Origin of the sequence: Bacillus sp. N5-665, from assembly GCF_022637375.2 — a bacterium.
GTDB classification, from domain to species: Bacteria; Bacillota; Bacilli; order Bacillales; family Bacillaceae_G; genus Bacillus_A; species Bacillus_A wiedmannii.
Genome location: NZ_CP093325.1, coordinates 5325748 through 5342871 on the forward strand (window position 1 = coordinate 5325748; position 17124 = coordinate 5342871).

The 17124-nt window shown below is 35.7% G+C and carries 17 protein-coding genes and 2 riboswitches; of the genes, 7 read left to right on the top strand and 10 right to left on the bottom strand.

Features of this window, described 5'->3' with window-relative positions:
* Nucleotides 1-205: 205 nt before the first annotated feature.
* The 5 genes from MNO09_RS29840 (at nt 206) to MNO09_RS29860 (ending at nt 6987) form a co-directional block, all read left to right on the top strand.
* Entirely contained in the window at nt 206-1057 is an 852-nt protein-coding gene (locus MNO09_RS29840) for a GRP family sugar transporter (protein ID WP_000353549.1), read from the top strand.
* A gap of 212 nt (nt 1058-1269) precedes the next feature.
* Nucleotides 1270-2073 (top strand): pyrroline-5-carboxylate reductase, encoded by an 804-nt coding sequence (gene proC / locus MNO09_RS29845; RefSeq protein WP_000956271.1) that lies wholly within the window; start codon nt 1270-1272, stop codon nt 2071-2073.
* Nucleotide 2074: 1 nt separating this feature from the next.
* Nucleotides 2075-2908, top strand: coding sequence for a glyoxal/methylglyoxal reductase (gene pgoN / locus MNO09_RS29850; protein WP_000060175.1), 834 nt, complete (start codon nt 2075-2077; stop codon nt 2906-2908).
* Nucleotides 2909-3061: 153 nt separating this feature from the next.
* A riboswitch (SAM riboswitch) is annotated at nt 3062-3166 on the top strand.
* 132 nt (nt 3167-3298) lie between these two features.
* Entirely contained in the window at nt 3299-4939 is a 1641-nt protein-coding gene (locus MNO09_RS29855; RefSeq protein ID WP_000726490.1) for a peptide ABC transporter substrate-binding protein, read from the top strand.
* Nucleotides 4940-5346: 407 nt separating this feature from the next.
* Entirely contained in the window at nt 5347-6987 is a 1641-nt protein-coding gene (locus MNO09_RS29860; protein WP_000731055.1) for a peptide ABC transporter substrate-binding protein, read from the top strand.
* 41 nt (nt 6988-7028) lie between these two features.
* On the opposite strand, the gene MNO09_RS29865 is transcribed toward MNO09_RS29860, so the two are convergent.
* Genes MNO09_RS29865 through MNO09_RS29875 form a run of 3 tightly spaced genes read right to left on the bottom strand, consistent with a single transcriptional unit; the run spans nt 7029 to nt 8475 of the window.
* The gene (locus tag MNO09_RS29865) at nt 7029-7376 is read right to left on the bottom strand and encodes an ABC-2 transporter permease (RefSeq protein ID WP_000156937.1); all 348 of its coding nucleotides are present in this window, start codon (nt 7374-7376) and stop codon (nt 7029-7031) included.
* Nucleotides 7373-7564 (bottom strand): hypothetical protein, encoded by a 192-nt coding sequence (locus MNO09_RS29870; RefSeq protein ID WP_000922555.1) that lies wholly within the window; start codon nt 7562-7564, stop codon nt 7373-7375. Before MNO09_RS29870 ends, MNO09_RS29865 begins: the two co-directional genes overlap by 4 nt.
* 11 nt (nt 7565-7575) lie before the next feature.
* A complete protein-coding gene (locus MNO09_RS29875) occupies nt 7576-8475 on the bottom strand; it encodes a helix-turn-helix domain-containing protein (protein ID WP_000544212.1) in 900 nt (299 codons plus the stop codon).
* Nucleotides 8476-8647: 172 nt separating this feature from the next.
* Here MNO09_RS29875 and MNO09_RS29880 point away from each other — a divergent pair, with 172 nt between their 5' ends.
* On the top strand, nt 8648-9115 hold the full coding sequence (locus MNO09_RS29880) for a YusW family protein (protein ID WP_001221562.1): 468 nt from the start codon (nt 8648-8650) through the stop codon (nt 9113-9115).
* A 16-nt stretch (nt 9116-9131) separates the two neighbouring features.
* Here MNO09_RS29880 and MNO09_RS29885 read toward each other — a convergent pair whose 3' ends face one another.
* The 5 genes from MNO09_RS29885 to MNO09_RS29905 are packed head-to-tail and all read right to left on the bottom strand — an operon-like array spanning nt 9132 to nt 14432.
* Complete coding sequence (locus tag MNO09_RS29885) at nt 9132-10742, bottom strand: peptide ABC transporter substrate-binding protein (protein WP_070169278.1); 1611 nt, start codon at nt 10740-10742, stop codon at nt 9132-9134.
* Nucleotides 10743-10755: 13 nt separating this feature from the next.
* A complete protein-coding gene (locus MNO09_RS29890) occupies nt 10756-11529 on the bottom strand; it encodes an ABC transporter ATP-binding protein (RefSeq protein ID WP_070169277.1) in 774 nt (257 codons plus the stop codon).
* A complete protein-coding gene (locus MNO09_RS29895) occupies nt 11526-12536 on the bottom strand; it encodes an ABC transporter ATP-binding protein (protein ID WP_000531251.1) in 1011 nt (336 codons plus the stop codon). The genes MNO09_RS29890 and MNO09_RS29895 overlap by 4 nt, the downstream gene beginning before the upstream one ends.
* Entirely contained in the window at nt 12493-13497 is a 1005-nt protein-coding gene (locus MNO09_RS29900) for an ABC transporter permease (protein WP_000501543.1), read from the bottom strand. Before MNO09_RS29900 ends, MNO09_RS29895 begins: the two co-directional genes overlap by 44 nt.
* A 17-nt stretch (nt 13498-13514) precedes the next feature.
* Nucleotides 13515-14432 carry an ABC transporter permease gene (locus MNO09_RS29905; protein ID WP_000289321.1) on the bottom strand — a complete coding sequence of 306 codons (918 nt, stop codon included), beginning with the start codon at nt 14430-14432 and terminating at the stop codon, nt 13515-13517.
* A gap of 134 nt (nt 14433-14566) precedes the next feature.
* Nucleotides 14567-14672, bottom strand: a riboswitch (SAM riboswitch).
* Nucleotides 14673-14854: 182 nt separating this feature from the next.
* Between MNO09_RS29905 and MNO09_RS29910 the strand changes: the two genes are divergently transcribed.
* The gene (locus tag MNO09_RS29910) at nt 14855-15016 is read left to right on the top strand and encodes a DUF3951 domain-containing protein (RefSeq protein WP_098656609.1); all 162 of its coding nucleotides are present in this window, start codon (nt 14855-14857) and stop codon (nt 15014-15016) included.
* Between the two features lie 18 nt (nt 15017-15034).
* Here the strand turns inward: MNO09_RS29910 and MNO09_RS29915 are convergent, their stop codons facing one another.
* Together MNO09_RS29915 and MNO09_RS29920 are read right to left on the bottom strand one after the other, a co-directional pair.
* Nucleotides 15035-15538 carry a hypothetical protein gene (locus MNO09_RS29915; RefSeq protein WP_000756531.1) on the bottom strand — a complete coding sequence of 168 codons (504 nt, stop codon included), beginning with the start codon at nt 15536-15538 and terminating at the stop codon, nt 15035-15037.
* 247 nt (nt 15539-15785) lie between these two features.
* Nucleotides 15786-17036, bottom strand: coding sequence for a multidrug effflux MFS transporter (locus MNO09_RS29920; RefSeq protein ID WP_001014693.1), 1251 nt, complete (start codon nt 17034-17036; stop codon nt 15786-15788).
* Nucleotides 17037-17124 lie beyond the last annotated feature (88 nt).

Sequence of the window (17124 nt, forward strand, 5' to 3'; positions counted from 1 at the left end):
TATTTGAATTCACTTTCTAAAATAGGCAATTTCCTGTTATTATATGGAGGTGTTTCAAAAAATGAAGAAATGAAAACGCATTTATATCGTGAATTCTTCATCCTGTTTTAGCGATCGGTAATCTTCTACTCTATTAGTGGGGCATTACCGATCGTTAGAACGATATGTAATTATATTGGTATAGAAAACCGAAGGGAGTCTTGTAATGGACATTTTATTAGCGCTTCTTCCTGCAATTGCATGGGGAAACATCTTATTAGTAAGCGTAAAAATGGGCGGTGGTGCATATAGCCAAACGGTAGGTATGACAATCGGCGCTCTATTCTTCGCAACAATTATGTATGTATTTACTCAACCAGCTTTAACAATGACAGTCTTGATTGTTGGTTTTATTTCAGGTTTATTCTGGGCTTTAGGACAAGTAAACCAATTAAAAACAGTTGAAAAACTAGGTGTTTCAACTACTGTAACGATTTCTACTGGTATGCAACTTGTTGCAACTTCTATCTTTGGGGTTATCGCTTTCCGTGAGTGGACTACTACAACAACGATTGTTCTGGGAACGATTGCAATCCTATTAATCGTAGTTGGTGTTGTATTCACATCACTAGATGACAAAGAAAATGCACAGCCACCAGGACAATTGAAAAAAGGACTTCTTACTTTAATTGTTTCTACTTTCGGTTACCTTGTATATGTAATTATTATTCGTTGGTATAATATCGATGGTTGGTCTGCTATTTTACCACAAGCAGTTGGTATGTTTGTTGGTGCGGTTGTATTGACATCTAAACATAAACCATTTAACAAATATGCAATCCGTAATGCTTTATCTGGTTTACTATGGGGAACTGGAAACTTATTCTTACTTCTTTCATTACCACGTGTCGGAGTAGCAACAAGCTTCCCATTATCTCAAACTGGAATCGTTATCTCAACATTCGGTGCGATTGTCTTCTTAGGTGAAAAGAAAACAAAACGTCAATTGATCTTTATTGCACTAGGTAGTGTTTTAATTATCGGCGGCGCTGTATTGTTAGGTATGACAAAAGCATAAACTTATAATCTATCAATCCCTGAAGCTTAGCTGCTTCAGGGATTTTTTATTACAACTATTTTTTAAATATAATAATTTTTATAGCCTTATTTGTATCACCTCTCCTCCCTCACATTTCATTCTTTTCACTACAAGTCTTTTCTTTTTACAAAATTCTCTTAAAGATGGTATCGTTTTTTATAACATATCTTCACTAGAAAGGAATAAAGGATATGCTAACTAAACATCGAATTCTATTTATTGGTGCTGGTCGTATGGCAGAAGCTATATTTTCCGGATTACTTAAAACAAGCAAAGAATACATCGAAGAAATTATCGTTTCTAACCGCAGCAACGTAGAAAAGCTAGAACAATTACGAGCGCGATATAATGTGTCTACTGCAACAGATTGGAAGCAGCATGTTACATCTGTTGATACGATTGTTTTAGCAATGCCACCTTCTGCACATGAAGAATTATTAGCAGAATTATCTCCGTTACTATCGAATCAACTTGTCGTAACGGTAGCCGCCGGCATTGGCCCATCTTATTTAGAAGAAAGACTTCCAGAGGGAACACCTGTTGCTTGGATTATGCCAAATACAGCTGCCGAAATTGGAAAGTCTATCTCTTTATATACAATGGGACAATCAGTAAACGAGATGCATCAAGAAACCCTGCAACTACTTTTAAGAGGCATTGGCACTTCGCAACTTTGTACTGAAGAAGAAGTTCATCAGCTTACCGCAGTTACTGGAAGTGCACCTGCTTTCCTTTATTACTTTGCTGAAAGCTTGATTGAAGCAACAAAAAGTTATGGCGTCGATGAAGCAACCGCAAAACACCTTGTCATTCAAATGATTTCTGGCTCTGCTTCTATGCTTGAACAAACGCAAGATCCGGCTAACCTCCGCGAACAAGTAACAACGCCAGGTGGTTCCACAGCTGAAGGTCTCAAAGCTTTATATGAATATAATTTTTCAGAGGCAATTCAAAAAGCAGTAGAAGCAACAAACAAAAAAGCTAGGGGGAAATAATATGAGTTTAACAAGTTTAAAAGACTATACAACATTACATAACGGTGTGAAAATGCCTTGGTTCGGTTTAGGTGTTTTTAAAGTAGAAGATGGTTCAGAAGTAATTGATTCTGTAAAATCAGCAATTAAAAATGGCTACCGCAGCATCGATACTGCAGCAATCTATCAAAACGAAGAAGGCGTTGGACAAGCGATTCGTGAATCAGGTGTTTCACGTGAAGAATTATTTGTTACATCAAAAGTATGGAATAGCGATCAAGGATATGAAACGACACTTCAAGCATTTGAAACTACATTAGAGAAATTAGGTCTAGAATATTTAGATTTATATTTAGTACATTGGCCTGTAAAAGAGAAATATACTGAATCATGGAAAGCGTTAGAAAAACTTTATAAAGATGGCCGTGTTCGTGCTATCGGTGTGAGTAATTTCCACATTCACCACTTACAAGACGTATTTGAAATCGCTGAAATTAAGCCAATGGTCAACCAAGTGGAATACCACCCACGTTTAGCACAAGAAGAATTACACGCTTTCTGTAAAGAACATAACATCCAGCTTGAAGCTTGGTCACCATTAATGCAGGGACAACTACTTGATAACTCAACATTACAAGACATTGCGACAAAATATAATAAATCAACTGCACAAATTATTTTACGCTGGGATTTACAAAATGAAGTTGTAACAATCCCTAAATCTATTAAAGAACATCGCATTATTGAAAATGCAAATATCTTTGATTTTGAATTAAGTGCTGATGACATGAAAGCAATTCAAGCTCTAAATGAAGATCGTCGCGTTGGTCCAGATCCAGATAACTTTAACTTCTAGTAGAAAAACCACTGCCATATGCAGTGGTTTTTCCCGTTGAAGAAAACTGAAAATTTAAACTATATTCCAATTGGTTGACACTTCATTATCCGAGGTGTAAGATTTTGAATTATCAAAGAAACACAAAAATTAATAAAATTTATTCGTTTACTCATTGTATCAAGAGAGGTGGAGGGACTGGCCCTTTGAAACCTCGGCAACAGGTTCATTTTGAATACTGTGCCACTTCCTGCAAGCTTTGTGCTTGAAAGATAGAATGAGGGACTTCGTTTATATACGGGTGCATAACTTGTACGTAAAAATCCCTCTTTCTCAATATGAAAAGAGGGATTTTTTATTTTTCATTTCCCTCATCATCATCCAAACTTAATTATTTAGGAGGAAAATCAAATGAAAAAGAAGTTTGTACCCGGTATTGCATCAGTTGTAGGAGTAAGTATTTTATTAACTGGTTGCGGTAGTTATAAAAATGAAGCAAGCGGAGCAAATGCAAAAGACGAGGCGCCTAGTAAACAGGTTTTGAACTTATCTTCACCTACTGAAATACGAACAATGGATACAGCTCGTGCTACAGATACTGATTCTGGTCAAGTAATGAGAAACGTATTTGAAGGTTTGTATAATCTTAGTGAAGGTAACAAACCTGTCCCTGGTGTTGCAAAATCTCATGAAGTAAGTGGTGATAAAACGAAATACACATTCCATTTACGAGATTCAAAATGGTCAAACGGCACTCCTGTCACAGCGAAAGATTTTGTCTTCGCTTGGCAAAGAGCTGTTGATCCAGCAACAGCCTCTGAATATGCATTTCTATTCTTTGATATTAAAAATGCAACAAAAATTAACAACAAAGAACTTCCAGCCGATCAACTTGGTGTAAAAGCAATTGATGACCATACGTTTGAGGTAGAATTAGAACGTCCTGTTCCGTACTTTATTAGCTTAACAGCGTTCCCAACATTTCTACCAATTAACGAGGAATTCTTTAAATCACAAGGTGATAAGTACGCTTTAGAAGACAATACAATCTTGTACAACGGAGCTTTTACACTAAGCGATTGGAAGCACGAACAAAGCTTTAAATTCAAGAAAAACCCTACCTATTGGGATAAAGATACTGTCAAACTGGAAGAAATCAATTTTAACGTCGTAAAAGAAAAATCTACAGAAGTAAATTTATTCGAGTCAAAACAATTAGATCGTATCAAACTAACATCTGACTTCGTTGATAAATATAAAAAGGATGCTAACTTTAAAGAACGGCCAAACGTAGGGGTACAGTTTCTACGTATGAATCAACAAAACAAAGTACTTCAAAACGTTTCTGCACGCCAAGCAATCGATCAAACAATTGATCGAAAATCCTTTGTAAATACGTTATTAAATGACGGCTCTACACCAACCTCTAGTCTCGTGCCGAAAAACTTTGCAAAAGGACCTGACGGAACAGATTTCCGTGCTGCAAACGGCGATTTAACAAAGGTTGATACAAAATCTGCTCAAGAATTATGGAAAAAGGCAAAACAAGAACTTGGGTCTGAAAAAATAACGTTAGAACTATTAACAAGTGACGGTGACCTTGAAAAGAAAACTGGTGAATTCTTAAAAGGACAACTAGAAAAGAATTTAGATGGCTTAACGGTAAATATAAAGCCGCAACCACGTAAACAACAAGTTTCACTTTTATTAAAAGGTGACTACGAAATTGGAATTGACGGCTGGAGCCCTGACTTTGCGGATCCAATTACATTCCTTGAGCTATTTACAACGAATAACCCTTACAACTTAGATCATTACTCTAATAAGGAGTTTGATGAAACAATAGCAAAAGTAAAAACAACTTTAGCTGGTGATGAAAAAGCTCGCTGGGAAGCATTACTAGCATCCGAGAAAATATTATTTAAAGACTCTGTTATCGCTCCTCTTTACCAAAAAGGCGAATCTTATTTAGAGCGTCCTTATGTGAAAGGAATTGTGCAAGTAGACTTTGCAGGTCAATTAAACTTCAAATGGGCAAAAATTGAAAAATAAAGCGAAACTTTAATCAGTGGGTTTTTCTTCATCCCCACTGATTATTAGCCCACACCAATTGTTTTTTTAGCAAAACATATGAAAAGCAGATTCCCTAATACGAGGAAATCTGCTTTTTTAATATATTATTCTAAGAAATTAACAATCTATTTTTATTATTGACATATAGTTATTTCCAGTGTTAATATTCTAAATAATCAAATAAACGAAATATTTCACCATCAAAATATAACGTCTACTACGTTGAAACATATAACGATAGATTATAGTTCAACATGTATATACATATAGAACACCTGATTACCTACATACACATATCTATAATAGGTTTTCTCTTCTTCTATAGCTACACTTCAAAACGTGGACATTACGACGTTACGAACAACACATTTAGGGAGGAACGAACAATGAAGAAAAAAGTTGTACCTGTTGTTGCATCTGTTTTAGGGGCAAGTCTATTACTAACTGCTTGCGGGGGAAATAAAGATCATGCAAGCGGAGCGAAAGCAAATGATAAAGCACCTGATAAGCAGGCAATTAACTTATCATTCGCTTCAGAAATTCCAACAATGGATGTTGCAAAAGCAACGGATGGGGAATCCATGAGCGTAATGCGAAATGTTTTTGAAGGTTTATATGCAATGGGAGAAGATAACAAACCAATTCCTGGTGTTGCTGAGTCGGTTGACCTTAGTCCCGATAAAACAAAATATACATTCCACCTGCGTGATTCAAAATGGTCAAACGGTACTCCAGTTACAGCAAAGGACTTTGTCTTCGCTTGGCAACGTGCCGTAAATCCTGATACAGCAGCTGAATATGCATTCTTATTCTTCGATATACAGAATGCGAAACAAATAAGCCAGAAACAATTACCAATTGATCAACTAGGGGTCAAAGCTCTTGATGATAAAACGTTAGAAGTACAACTAGACCGTCCTGTTCCCTACTTCTTAAGCTTAACGACATTCTCAACATTCTTACCAATTAATGAAGATTACTTAAAATCTCAGGGCGATAAATATGGTTTAGAAACAAATCATTTAATTTACAACGGTGCTTTCACATTAGATAACTGGAAACACGAGCAAAGCTTCCAATTGAAGAAGAACCCTAACTATTGGGATGCTAAAACTGTAAAATTAGAAGAAATCAACTTCAATGTCGTTAAAGATAAGTCTACAGAAGTTAACTTATACGATTCAGGACAAATTGATCGTGTTGCTTTGACTGCGGAGTTTGTTGATAAATATAAGGGTGATCCAAATTTCAAAGACCGCGCTGAAGTTGGCATTCAATTTTTACGACTCAATCAAAAAAATGAAACATTAAAAAATCAACATGCACGCCTTGCTATTAACGGAGCAATGAATAAAAAAGCATACGTAGAAACAATTTTAAATAACGGCGCTGTTCCAGCTGAAGGAATGGTTCCTGCAAAATTTGCAAAAAGTCCAGAAGGCAACGACTTCCGTAAAGAAAATGGAAACCTAGTCAAAGATGATGTGAAAACAGCGAAAGAAAACTGGAAAAAAGCGAAACAAGAACTTGGTACTGACAAAGTAACAATCGAACTATTAACAAGCGATAATGCTTTAGCTAAAAAGACTGGTGAATATTTAAAAGGTGAACTAGAAAAGAATCTAGATGGATTAACAGTGAATTTAAAACCACAACCACGTAAACAACAGTTGAAACTACTATTAAGTGGTGATTATGAAATTGGAATTGATGGCTGGGGCCCTGACTTCGCTGATCCAATTACATTCTTAGATTTATTTACAACAGAAAGTGCTTATAACTTCGATAAATACTCTAACAAAGAGTATGATGAGCTCATTCATAAAGTGAAAACAGATTTAGCTGGTGATGAAAAGGCTCGCTTTGAAGCAATGAAGCAAGCTGAAAAAATCCTATTACAAGACGGTGCTGTCGCTCCTTTATACCAACAAGGTCGTTCTTACTTACAACGCTCTTTCATTAAAGGACTTGTAACAACTGACTTCGGCGGTGAATTTAACTACAAGTGGACAGAAGTTGCAAAATAATAAAATAAAAACGGTATCCTTCGGCGGATACCGTTTTTATTTTATACTTCTTTAACTACATGACTTCTTCTCTTTACTATTTCTTTTATAGATACAGTAATTACTGCTACCAATTGTGTAACTAATATAATGACTAATAACGAAATAATATTTTCTCCTAAACTAACTCCCCCAAATATTATTGTATAATAGCCATTCGCTGCATATGTTGCGGGAAATAATTCGCCGATTGTTTGATATGTTTTAGAAAGCATCTCATGTGGTACAATTACACCCGAACTTACAAGTTGTAGCGATAGTGAAATTATATTAAAGATCATACCTGCATTTCCGAAAACAGTTATGAACATTTGTGTTAATGAAAGAAAGGCGAAGAAGACTATTGTCAATAATCCTCTCCCCCTTCTTTTTGCATTGAACTAAAACTCATCATAAATATAACGATAAATATCAAATATGTTCTCCACGTCAAAGAAGGTATATGCCCTGACCAAAGATAGCTAATTAAATAGTTAATTCCCATAATACAAGACGATACTACTAAACTAATACTTATTAGTTTTACATATTTGAGCATATCTTTTCTCCTTACTTTTCTATCTCTTCAAATTGCAGATTTACCGGCTCTTCTAGTAGTGTTTCATAAAAGTTTTCAGCCAAATCTGTTGAAGAAATTTTTTCATCCACTTCATCAAATCGAATACTATCTAGCCACACACAACCTTCTCCTGATAATAAGACACCAAATGCAATACCAAGCGCTCCTTCTTTTATATCTAATACAACCGAATACGATTGCCAGTTATTCGTATTTTTAATTGGGCGATTTTGCATGTTATCCATAGCGAGTGGTTCTGTATCTTTTCCGTCTACTCGCATCCACAATCCTGCCCAATCTCTTACGTTCTCACTCTTAATAAATGCTGTTAAACGTAATCTTTTACCTATATATTTATCCGCTCGAAACATTTGCATTAATGTTGAAAATCCTCCATGTGTAACATTCTCTTTTGCCTTTATGTATGCAGATACTTTTCCTTGATGGGCAACTTCATAGTCTAAACCCATCTCATATTCAGCAGGATGACTTCCACTTAAGATCCATCCTTTCGGTATACCTTTTTGCATTGAAACACCCTCTCTTTCTATATAAAATGACTGGAAGTACTTTCGATATTTCTTCGGTGGCAATTGAAACATTCTTTTAAAAGCTCTCGTAAATGCCTCTTGTGAGGAAAAGCCGTATTGTACTGCAATATCAATAACAGCCCTCTCCGTTGACACTAAGACTTGCGCAGCATGAGTTAACCTTCTCTTTCGAATATAATCCGTTACACTCATCCCAATATACCTTTGAAAAATACGATGAAAATGGTACATCGATACCGCACTGTGAGAGGCCACTCTTTCTGTTGTAAGCTCCTCATGTAAATGCTCCTCTATATATTCAATTGCTTCCTTTATCATCTCTTTATATTCTTCATGCATTTTAGCACCTCCTCACAACCTTAATTTACCATATACATACAAATCATTTTTGATTTAAATTGCGGATTAAACTTTGTGGATACAAGTTAATAATTTATTTTCAACACATACATAATTACATGATTTTGGGAAAAACTTGTATAGAACGAATTTACATAAGGAGGAAATTATAATGAGAATTTTACTATCAGTTTTATTAGCGCTTATGCTAGTACCTGTATTAACAGGATGTAAAGCTCCTGCAAAAGAAGATACAACTTCTAATAAGAAAACTACTGAAGAAGCAAAAAATGAAGCTCCTGCTGATTTAAAACTTAACTTCAATGAATTTAGTTTAGATGCAGACTATCAAGATACGAAGAAAGACTACGAGGCTGATTATAAGAATGTAGCAGCTGATAAGAAAATGGAAGCAAAACTTGAAGACCACAAATCAAATGCAAAGTTTACAGGTGACGAGGCTATTACAAAATTAAGCCCACTTCTACAAGAATTAAAATTTGATAAAGATACTCCTGACCAAGAAGTAATCGATCAAGTAGTAAATGTGTTCAAACTTGATAAAGACTACCAAAAGTTTGATTTAGAAGTTGTCTTCTCTGATGGAACGAAAAAAGAATATAAAAGAGAAATAAAATAAAGAAGTAGGCGGTTGCCTACTTCTTTATTTTTGCATATCTTAAATCTGGTTTAGATCCAACATAATATTGAAGTCCAGATACTGATCCTTTTTGTAAGTAAGAATCAGAAGGGAATATAATTGGAATTAACGGTGAATCTGTAAACATAATATCTTCTGCTTTATGCAATAAATCAAAACGCTTATCTTCATTTTGTTCAACTTCTGCTTCTTTGATTAAAGCGTCAAATTCTTTATTATGCCATTTTGCATAGTTGTTTGGACCATCACCTGCATATAAATCTAGTTTAGTAATTGGGTCTAATAAAGAACCGCCCCATCCCATATAAGCTAATTGGAAATCACTTTGCTTATATGTATCGATGTAACTCTTCCACTCTTTATTTTCTAATTTAATATCTACACCAAGATTTTTCTTAAACATTTCCTGCATTGCTTCTGCTACTTTTTTATGCTGTGTATCCGTTGTGAATTTTAATGTTACTTCAGGTAATGTAGACCAACCTTGTTCTTTCATACCCTCTTCTAATAATTTTTTCGCTTCTGTTGTATCAAATTTTACGTAATCACCTTTTTCTTTACGGAAATCACGACCACTTTGTGTTTTTGCTCCTTCTGGAACGAATGCATATGCTTCTTGCGCATTATTCTTATACAGTTTTTCAACGATAAACTTACGATCAACTGCTAATGAAAATGCTTTACGTACTTTCGCATTTGTAAATGGCTCTTTTTCTACGTTAAACGAGTAAATATAAGATGAGAATCCTGCAACACGTTTATATTCCTTATTCCCTTTTTCTTTCTCAATCATCTCTTGTGGTAAGCCACTTAATAAATCTAATTCTTTTGATTTGTACAATTGATACGCCGTTTTAGAGTCTGGAATAATACGAAACTCAATTTCTTTTAATGTTACCTTTTTATCATAGTATTCTTTATTTTTTTGTACTGTAATTGCTTGGTTATGCTTCCATTCTTTTAACGTGAATGGTCCATTTGTAATTAACTCTTTTGGATCTGTTTTTAATTTATTGTTATCATCAATTGATTTTTTAGATAATGGAATAAATAATGAACTCGCTAATTTTTGTTTAATAGAAGCAACTGGGTGCTCAAGTGTTACCTTTAATGTTTGAGGATCAACAACTTGAATACCAACTTGGCTTTCTTCACCTTTTCCAGTATTATACGCCTCTGCACCTTTAATAAAGTACATTTCTGTCCCATTCATAGAACCCGTTTTCGGATTTAATAATCGCTTCCATGCAAATTCAAAATCATTTGCTGTAATAGGAGAACCATCTGACCATTTAATATCTTTCTTTAAATGGATTGTATATTCAGTTCCATCTGCATTTACTTCTTCTTTCTCTGCTAATTCATTTTGATATTTCCCATCACTATCTTGCGTATATAAGCTTGAGAATAAATGTCCAATTACATAACCTGATGTGCTATCTGTTGCAATTGCGGAATCGAGTGTATATGGATCGCTACCAATATTCGTTACTAATCGATCTCCTTCCCCCTTACCAGCACTCGCCTTTTGCGCCTCTTTTTTACCGCAAGCGACAGAAGTAATTGCTAATACGGTCATAATGACAAATAATAAAAATTTCTTCATCCTACATTCTCCTTTAACCCGAAATTTTTGGTGTTGATGCTAATAATGTTTTTGTATAAGAATGTTGAGGATTACGGAATACTTCATCCGTATTTCCAAATTCAACAAGTTCTCCTTTATATAAGACAGCTACCTTTTCACATAAATAGTGAACCATCGGCAAATCATGCGCGATAAATAAATATGTATAACCTTGTTCCTTTTGAATCTTTTGCAACAAGTGCACAATTTGGATTTGAAGTGAAACATCTAACGCTGAAATTGGTTCATCCAGAATTAATACTTCTGGCTCACATAATAACGCCCTTGCAATAGCGATCCGTTGACGTTGTCCTCCGCTAAATTCGTGTGGGTATCGATCAATATATCGTCTATCTAATCCAACACGTTCTAGCGCATCACCTGCTACCTCATCTTTCAATCCTTTATCACCTAAACCGAATGAAATATATCCTTCTGTTACGCTATCGCGTACTTTCCAGCGCGGATTTAATGCAGCTGTTGAATCTTGAAAAATGAATTGTACTTTCTGCAAGAAATCTCGCTTCTGAGCTGATTTCAACTTGTGAACAACTTGACCGTTATAATCAATTTGACCAGACGTTAGGCTCTCGATCCCAGCTATGAGCTTACCAAGTGTTGTCTTTCCTGAACCACTTTCTCCAATAATGCCAAGCGTTGTTCCTTTCGGGATAGAAAGTGATATATCTTTTAGCGCTATGATTTCTTTCTTTTTACTTCCATACGTTTTCGTTACTTGCTTTACAGTAATTAAATCTGTCGTCATGAGGCATTCACCTTCTCTTTTGATTTCGCTTGGTCATGCTCTAGAACATGTTGCCAACAATGTGAACTGTGTTCCCCAGAATATGCTGTTCTATCAGGGAAACGATGAACACATTCTTGTATTGCTACTGGGCATCTATTTACAAATGGGCACCCAAAGCTATTTAACGTTTCAATTGATGGTGTTGTTCCCTCAATGGCCCTAAGTACCTTTTCAGAATCATCCATATTCGGAATAGCTTGCAATAAACTTATCGTATATGGGTGCTTAGGTGAACCTATCACTTCTTGTATCGTCCCTTTTTCAACAACACGTCCCCCGTACATCACAACTACTCGATCTGCTACTTCACGTACAAGTGCCAAATCGTGGGTAATTAATAAAATACTCGTATTTTGTTTTTCTTTTCGCTCTTTTAATAACCCCATAATTTGCTTTTGAATCGTTACATCTAATGCAGTTGTAGGCTCATCTGCAATAACGAGCTTTGGGTGACACGCAAACGCAATTGCTAAACAAATACGTTGCCTCATACCTCCGCTTAATTGATGTGGGTACTGTTCAAAACGTTTCTCTGCTTCATGTATCCCTAAATCATTTAATAAGTTAATCGCAATTTCTTTTGCTTCTCTTTTCGATTTTTTCTCATGTTGCAAAATCACTTCTGTAATTTGCCTTCCTACTTTCATCGTCGGATTTAAAGAGGACAGAGGGTCTTGAAATATAAACGAAATATCTTCCCCTCGAATTTGATTCCATTCTGATTCTTGTAAATTCGTCAATCCTTGAGATTGGAAAGAGATGCTTCCGTCATCAATGTGAATAGATTCTTGATTTAATCCGACAATAGATTGTGCTGTAACACTTTTTCCTGAACCACTTTCTCCTACAAGTGCAACGATTTCACCTTCATTAATAGAAAAGGAAACATGCTTCACAATTGCTTGCTTACTATTCTCTTTTTCAACGGCCAATGTTACGTTTTCTAAAGATAAGAGCTGTCCCATGTTTTTTCTCCTTTCGATTCCGTTTTACAATCTTCGGATCAATTGCATCTTGCAAACCATCACCAATTGCATTAAATGCAAACATAATGAGTGCAATCATGATTGCTGGGAAGAATAATTGCCACCATTCTCCGCTTAGTAGTGTCCCGAGTGCATCGTTCGTCATCGTTCCCCAGCTCGCTGCTGGTGATTGTACTCCGAGTCCGATAAAGCTTAAAAATGATTCTGAGAAAATAGCTGCTGGAATTGTAAATGATAAATTTACGATAATAATGCCTGTTAAATTCGGAATGATATGTCCGTATATAATCTTCATATGCGATGTACCTAATCGCTCTGCTGCAATAACAAATTCTCTTTGTTTTAAAGACAAGACTTGCGCTCTAACGAGACGTGCCATGCCAATCCATCCTGTTAACGCAAGAGCAATTATAATTGTAAAAAGTCCTGGTTTCATCACGATCAATAGTAAAATAACAATTAATAAATATGGGATACCATATAACACTTCAATCCCTCGTATAATCCATTCATCTATTAACGTTCCAAGACGATTACGCCCTCTTACATATCCGCTAAAACCTCCGATCAGTACACCAAGACCTATGTCTAGCGCTGCTGCTACTAATCCAACTGTTAGTGAAATTTTTCCACCAGCCCAAGTACGCGCCCATATGTCTCTTCCTAAATCATCAGTTCCGAACCAATGCTCGCTACTAGGAGGTAAATTAGTTGCTTCTTTCACTTGTTCACTCGCAGTAAATGACGTTAAACTTTCGCCAACCAGTGAGAAAATAATAATTAGTAATAACGTCACTGCCCCTAAAACTGCTATAGGGTTTGATATAAACTTGCGAAACACTTCCTTCTTTCGACTAATCGTTTGCTGATCTTTATTTATCGTTAATTCTTTTTTCTCCTCATTCGTTAATAACTGTTTATTGATTTCATAAGCTCCCATTTAAATGTCCCCCCTCCTTACGTAATAGAACGAATACGCGGATCAACAATACGGTGAATAATATCTGTAATGAAAATACAAGAAATTAATAATGCACTATAGAAAATCGTTGTTCCCATAATGACCGGATAATCCCGGTTAAAAATACTATCTACAAAATATTTTCCTAGACCAGGAATGGAAAATATTTTTTCAATAACGAAAGTCCCTGTTAAAAGTCCAGCCATTAACGGTCCAACAAATGTAAGTACTGGAACAATCGCATTTCGAAGAGCATGTCTTATAATGATTTTCTTAATTGGTATGCCTTTCGCTCTCGCTAGCTTAATATAATCACTCTGCAAAACTTCAATCATATTAGAGCGAACAAATCTTGTAATAACCGCGATTGGTCCTAACGCTAATGCAAAGGATGGCAATACCGTATGTTCGAATGTGCCCCAAGACGCTACTGGTAAAAGTTCAAATTGAATAGCAAATACTTGTATAAATAGTGGTGCTAAAATAAAACTTGGAATAGAAATACCGAGAATCGCGAGTAAGCTCACACTATAATCAATTACTTTCCCATGATATAGAGCTGCAAATGTACCTGCTGCAATTCCGACTAATAATGAAATAACAAGTGCTTGTAAACCAATAATCGCTGATGGACCAAATCCTGTCGTTATAATTTCTGATACACCTTGACCTGTGGATTGAACAGATTCACCAAAATCAAAATGAACTACGCCATCTAAATAAGCAACATATTGATTCCATAACGGTTCATCAAGGTGATACTTCGCTCTCATGTTTTGTATCACTTCTTCAGGAAAGATTTTCGCATCTGATGAAAATGGATCCCCTGGAATGATATGCATAATCAAAAATGTTACTGTTGTAATGACCCATAGCGTGAACACCATAACCGATAGTTTTTTAATAACATACACTTCAATAACCCCCTAAACAAATGTATTTACTTTGTTTTATTGACATATTTGTTCCTATTACTTTTCCGCTTCTTAAAACACAAAAAGCCTTGATCTTAAAAAATAAGATCAAGGCTGAATAAACGAAGGCCCATCACTTATCTTTCAAGACTTGCTTGCTGGAATTAGCACGGTGTTCCTGTTACAGAACCCGCTGCTGAGGTGTCATAGGGCCAGTCCCTCTACCTCTCTGGATAAGTAAATTGCTATATTATTATTTGGTTCAAATTGTATATTTTGAATTATAATTCTGAAAAAATGAAAAGTCAATTAAATTGGATATATTTAGAAAAATCAGTTTTTATTTCTTACTACTATAGAGTTACCCTTAACAATCCGTTATACTTGTCATCATCGGCTTCTATAAAGTGAAACTTTAATCAGTGGGGGTTTTACGGGATAAACTCTTTATTAAAAAGAAACGTATCATTTCTTTTTATACTCCATTCGATAATATTACCGGACAAATAACCTCTGCATTTCACGAAGAACAGAATGTATTAGTATCCGAGAATGAAGACGGAGATGGTAAGAAGAAAAAATAACCTTGCGCGTGCGCAAGGTTATTTTTTCGTTTCTGCTTGAAAACGTTTATAGTATGTTGATGCTGTTGCAAAGTTAATTTCTATATCACGAATCAATGATGAGTCTTCTTCTTTAGCTAACTTCTGTAATTTTTTCATTGCTTGTTCCGATTCATTCAAGAAACCAGCGTATACCTCATGTTCTTGCTCTTTCGACTTTGGAACACGAATTTCTTTACGTATATTATCAATATCTTCTAGCATGCTAGTCGTTACTTTTTGCACATCTTCTTTATAGTTAGCATTCGTTATTTCCTTACCGCCCTTTTCTTTTGCCACTTCAAATAACTGTAGTGCTTTATTAATTTCTTTATTCATTTTCATATCGTATTTTTCATGTACTGCACGGTATTCTTTCATCTCTTCTGTTTGCTCAGTAGATTGCTCTACCTTTTCTTTCGGTTCTTTCGTATCTTTATTTCCATTACATCCTGCTAGAAGGATCATACTTCCCATTACAGCAATACCCAAAACCTTCTTCATCTCTTCTTCTCCTTTTATCTACAGCTACTACTCATTATAGTTTCTTTTATCTCCACTTGTTATTATACCGAGAACATCCTACTTTTTACACTTAAGACGCTACCTTAATATACACACCAACATTTTTGTCACAGTATCGTCACTTTATGCAAATAACTTTTGCATCACCTTACAACACTGTATAAGTTATTTCAAAGAAATGAAAAAAGAGCTGATTCAACACATGTTTGAATCAGCTCTTTTTTTATTAAGCCTCTAAATTTTGTCTTTGTTGCAGTTCAAACTGCTTCTCACTTCTTCTGGCCATAAATAGATAACATAACACAGCACCAATTTCACAAAGAGCTATCACAACCCCCATCGGTAATGCGGTGTTGCTTCCACCAATACCTACTAACGGTGCAACAAGTGCTCCTGAAATGAACTGTAATAAACCTAATAAAGCCGATGCCGTTCCTGCAGCTTGTTTCTGGTTTCTCATCGCTAATGAGAAACCAGTTGTTGATACAACCCCGACACTTGATACAACAAGGAATAACGAACATAAAACACCAATTAAACCTATTCCTAGTACAATTGTCAGTAGTAAAGATAAACCACCAACAGCTGCAATAATAATACCGGAAACGAATAAAGTTTTCTCATTCACTTTCCCCGCTAAACGACCCGTAACCTGACTAGCAATAATAATACCGATACCATTAATCGCAAAGAATAAACTAAATTGCTGTGGTGATGCTCCGTATATGTTCTGCAACACAAATGGTGAGCCCGAAATGTATGCAAACATTGCCGCCGTTACTAGCCCTTGTGACAATGCATATCCCATAAACAGACGATCCTTTAACAGTTTTCCGTACGTCGCCAACGTCCCTGACAATCCACCTGTTTCTCTTTCTTCAGGAGGTAATGTTTCACGTAATACGAAAGTAGCTGATATTAACATAAATACACTAATTGCCCCAAGAACGATGAAGACACCGCGCCATGTTGTGAACTGTAGTAATTGTCCCCCAATAATCGGTGCTAAAATAGGCGCTGCTCCGTTTACTAACATGAGCAACGAGAAAAACTTTGTCATTTCAGAACCTGAATACATGTCACGTACCATTGCACGTGATATAACAATCCCAGCCGATCCTGAAGCTCCTTGTAAGAAGCGTAATAACACTAAACTCCAAATAGATGGTGCAATAGCACAAAGTAAAGAAGAAGCAACATAAATAATAAGAGCGATAATAAGAGGTTTGCGCCTTCCGTAAATGTCACTAATTGAACCAACAAATAATTGTCCTACTGAAAGCCCAAGCAAACAAGCTGTCAATGTAAGCTGTGCAAGAGATGCGCCTGTTTGTAAATCATCCGTTAATTTTGGTAAAGAAGGCAAATACATATCAATAGATAATGGCCCAATCGCCGTAAGTGTCCCTAATACAAGAATCATCCATAACCTATTTGTCTTTACAGGTTTATATATTTCGTGATTAACTCCATTCACTTTTTCCGTTCACCCTTTCCGATAAATACTAAATCGTAACAATTATAGTTACAACATAAACATACGTCAAGTATAGTGCATTTTCCTG

Bases quoted from the DNA above. Each gene is read 5' to 3' on its own strand.
- MNO09_RS29840 (WP_000353549.1), top strand. From the start codon at position 206: ATGGACATTTTATTAGCGCTTCTTCCTGCAATTGCATGGGGAAACATC.
- proC (WP_000956271.1), top strand. From the start codon at position 1,270: ATGCTAACTAAACATCGAATTCTATTTATTGGTGCTGGTCGTATGGCA.
- pgoN (WP_000060175.1), top strand. From the start codon at position 2,075: ATGAGTTTAACAAGTTTAAAAGACTATACAACATTACATAACGGTGTG.
- MNO09_RS29855 (WP_000726490.1), top strand. From the start codon at position 3,299: ATGAAAAAGAAGTTTGTACCCGGTATTGCATCAGTTGTAGGAGTAAGT.
- MNO09_RS29860 (WP_000731055.1), top strand. From the start codon at position 5,347: ATGAAGAAAAAAGTTGTACCTGTTGTTGCATCTGTTTTAGGGGCAAGT.
- MNO09_RS29870 (WP_000922555.1), bottom strand. From the start codon at position 7,564: ATGCTCAAATATGTAAAACTAATAAGTATTAGTTTAGTAGTATCGTCT.
- MNO09_RS29875 (WP_000544212.1), bottom strand. From the start codon at position 8,475: ATGCATGAAGAATATAAAGAGATGATAAAGGAAGCAATTGAATATATA.
- MNO09_RS29880 (WP_001221562.1), top strand. From the start codon at position 8,648: ATGAGAATTTTACTATCAGTTTTATTAGCGCTTATGCTAGTACCTGTA.
- MNO09_RS29885 (WP_070169278.1), bottom strand. From the start codon at position 10,742: ATGAAGAAATTTTTATTATTTGTCATTATGACCGTATTAGCAATTACT.
- MNO09_RS29890 (WP_070169277.1), bottom strand. From the start codon at position 11,529: ATGACGACAGATTTAATTACTGTAAAGCAAGTAACGAAAACGTATGGA.
- MNO09_RS29895 (WP_000531251.1), bottom strand. From the start codon at position 12,536: ATGGGACAGCTCTTATCTTTAGAAAACGTAACATTGGCCGTTGAAAAA.
- MNO09_RS29900 (WP_000501543.1), bottom strand. From the start codon at position 13,497: ATGGGAGCTTATGAAATCAATAAACAGTTATTAACGAATGAGGAGAAA.
- MNO09_RS29915 (WP_000756531.1), bottom strand. From the start codon at position 15,538: ATGAAGAAGGTTTTGGGTATTGCTGTAATGGGAAGTATGATCCTTCTA.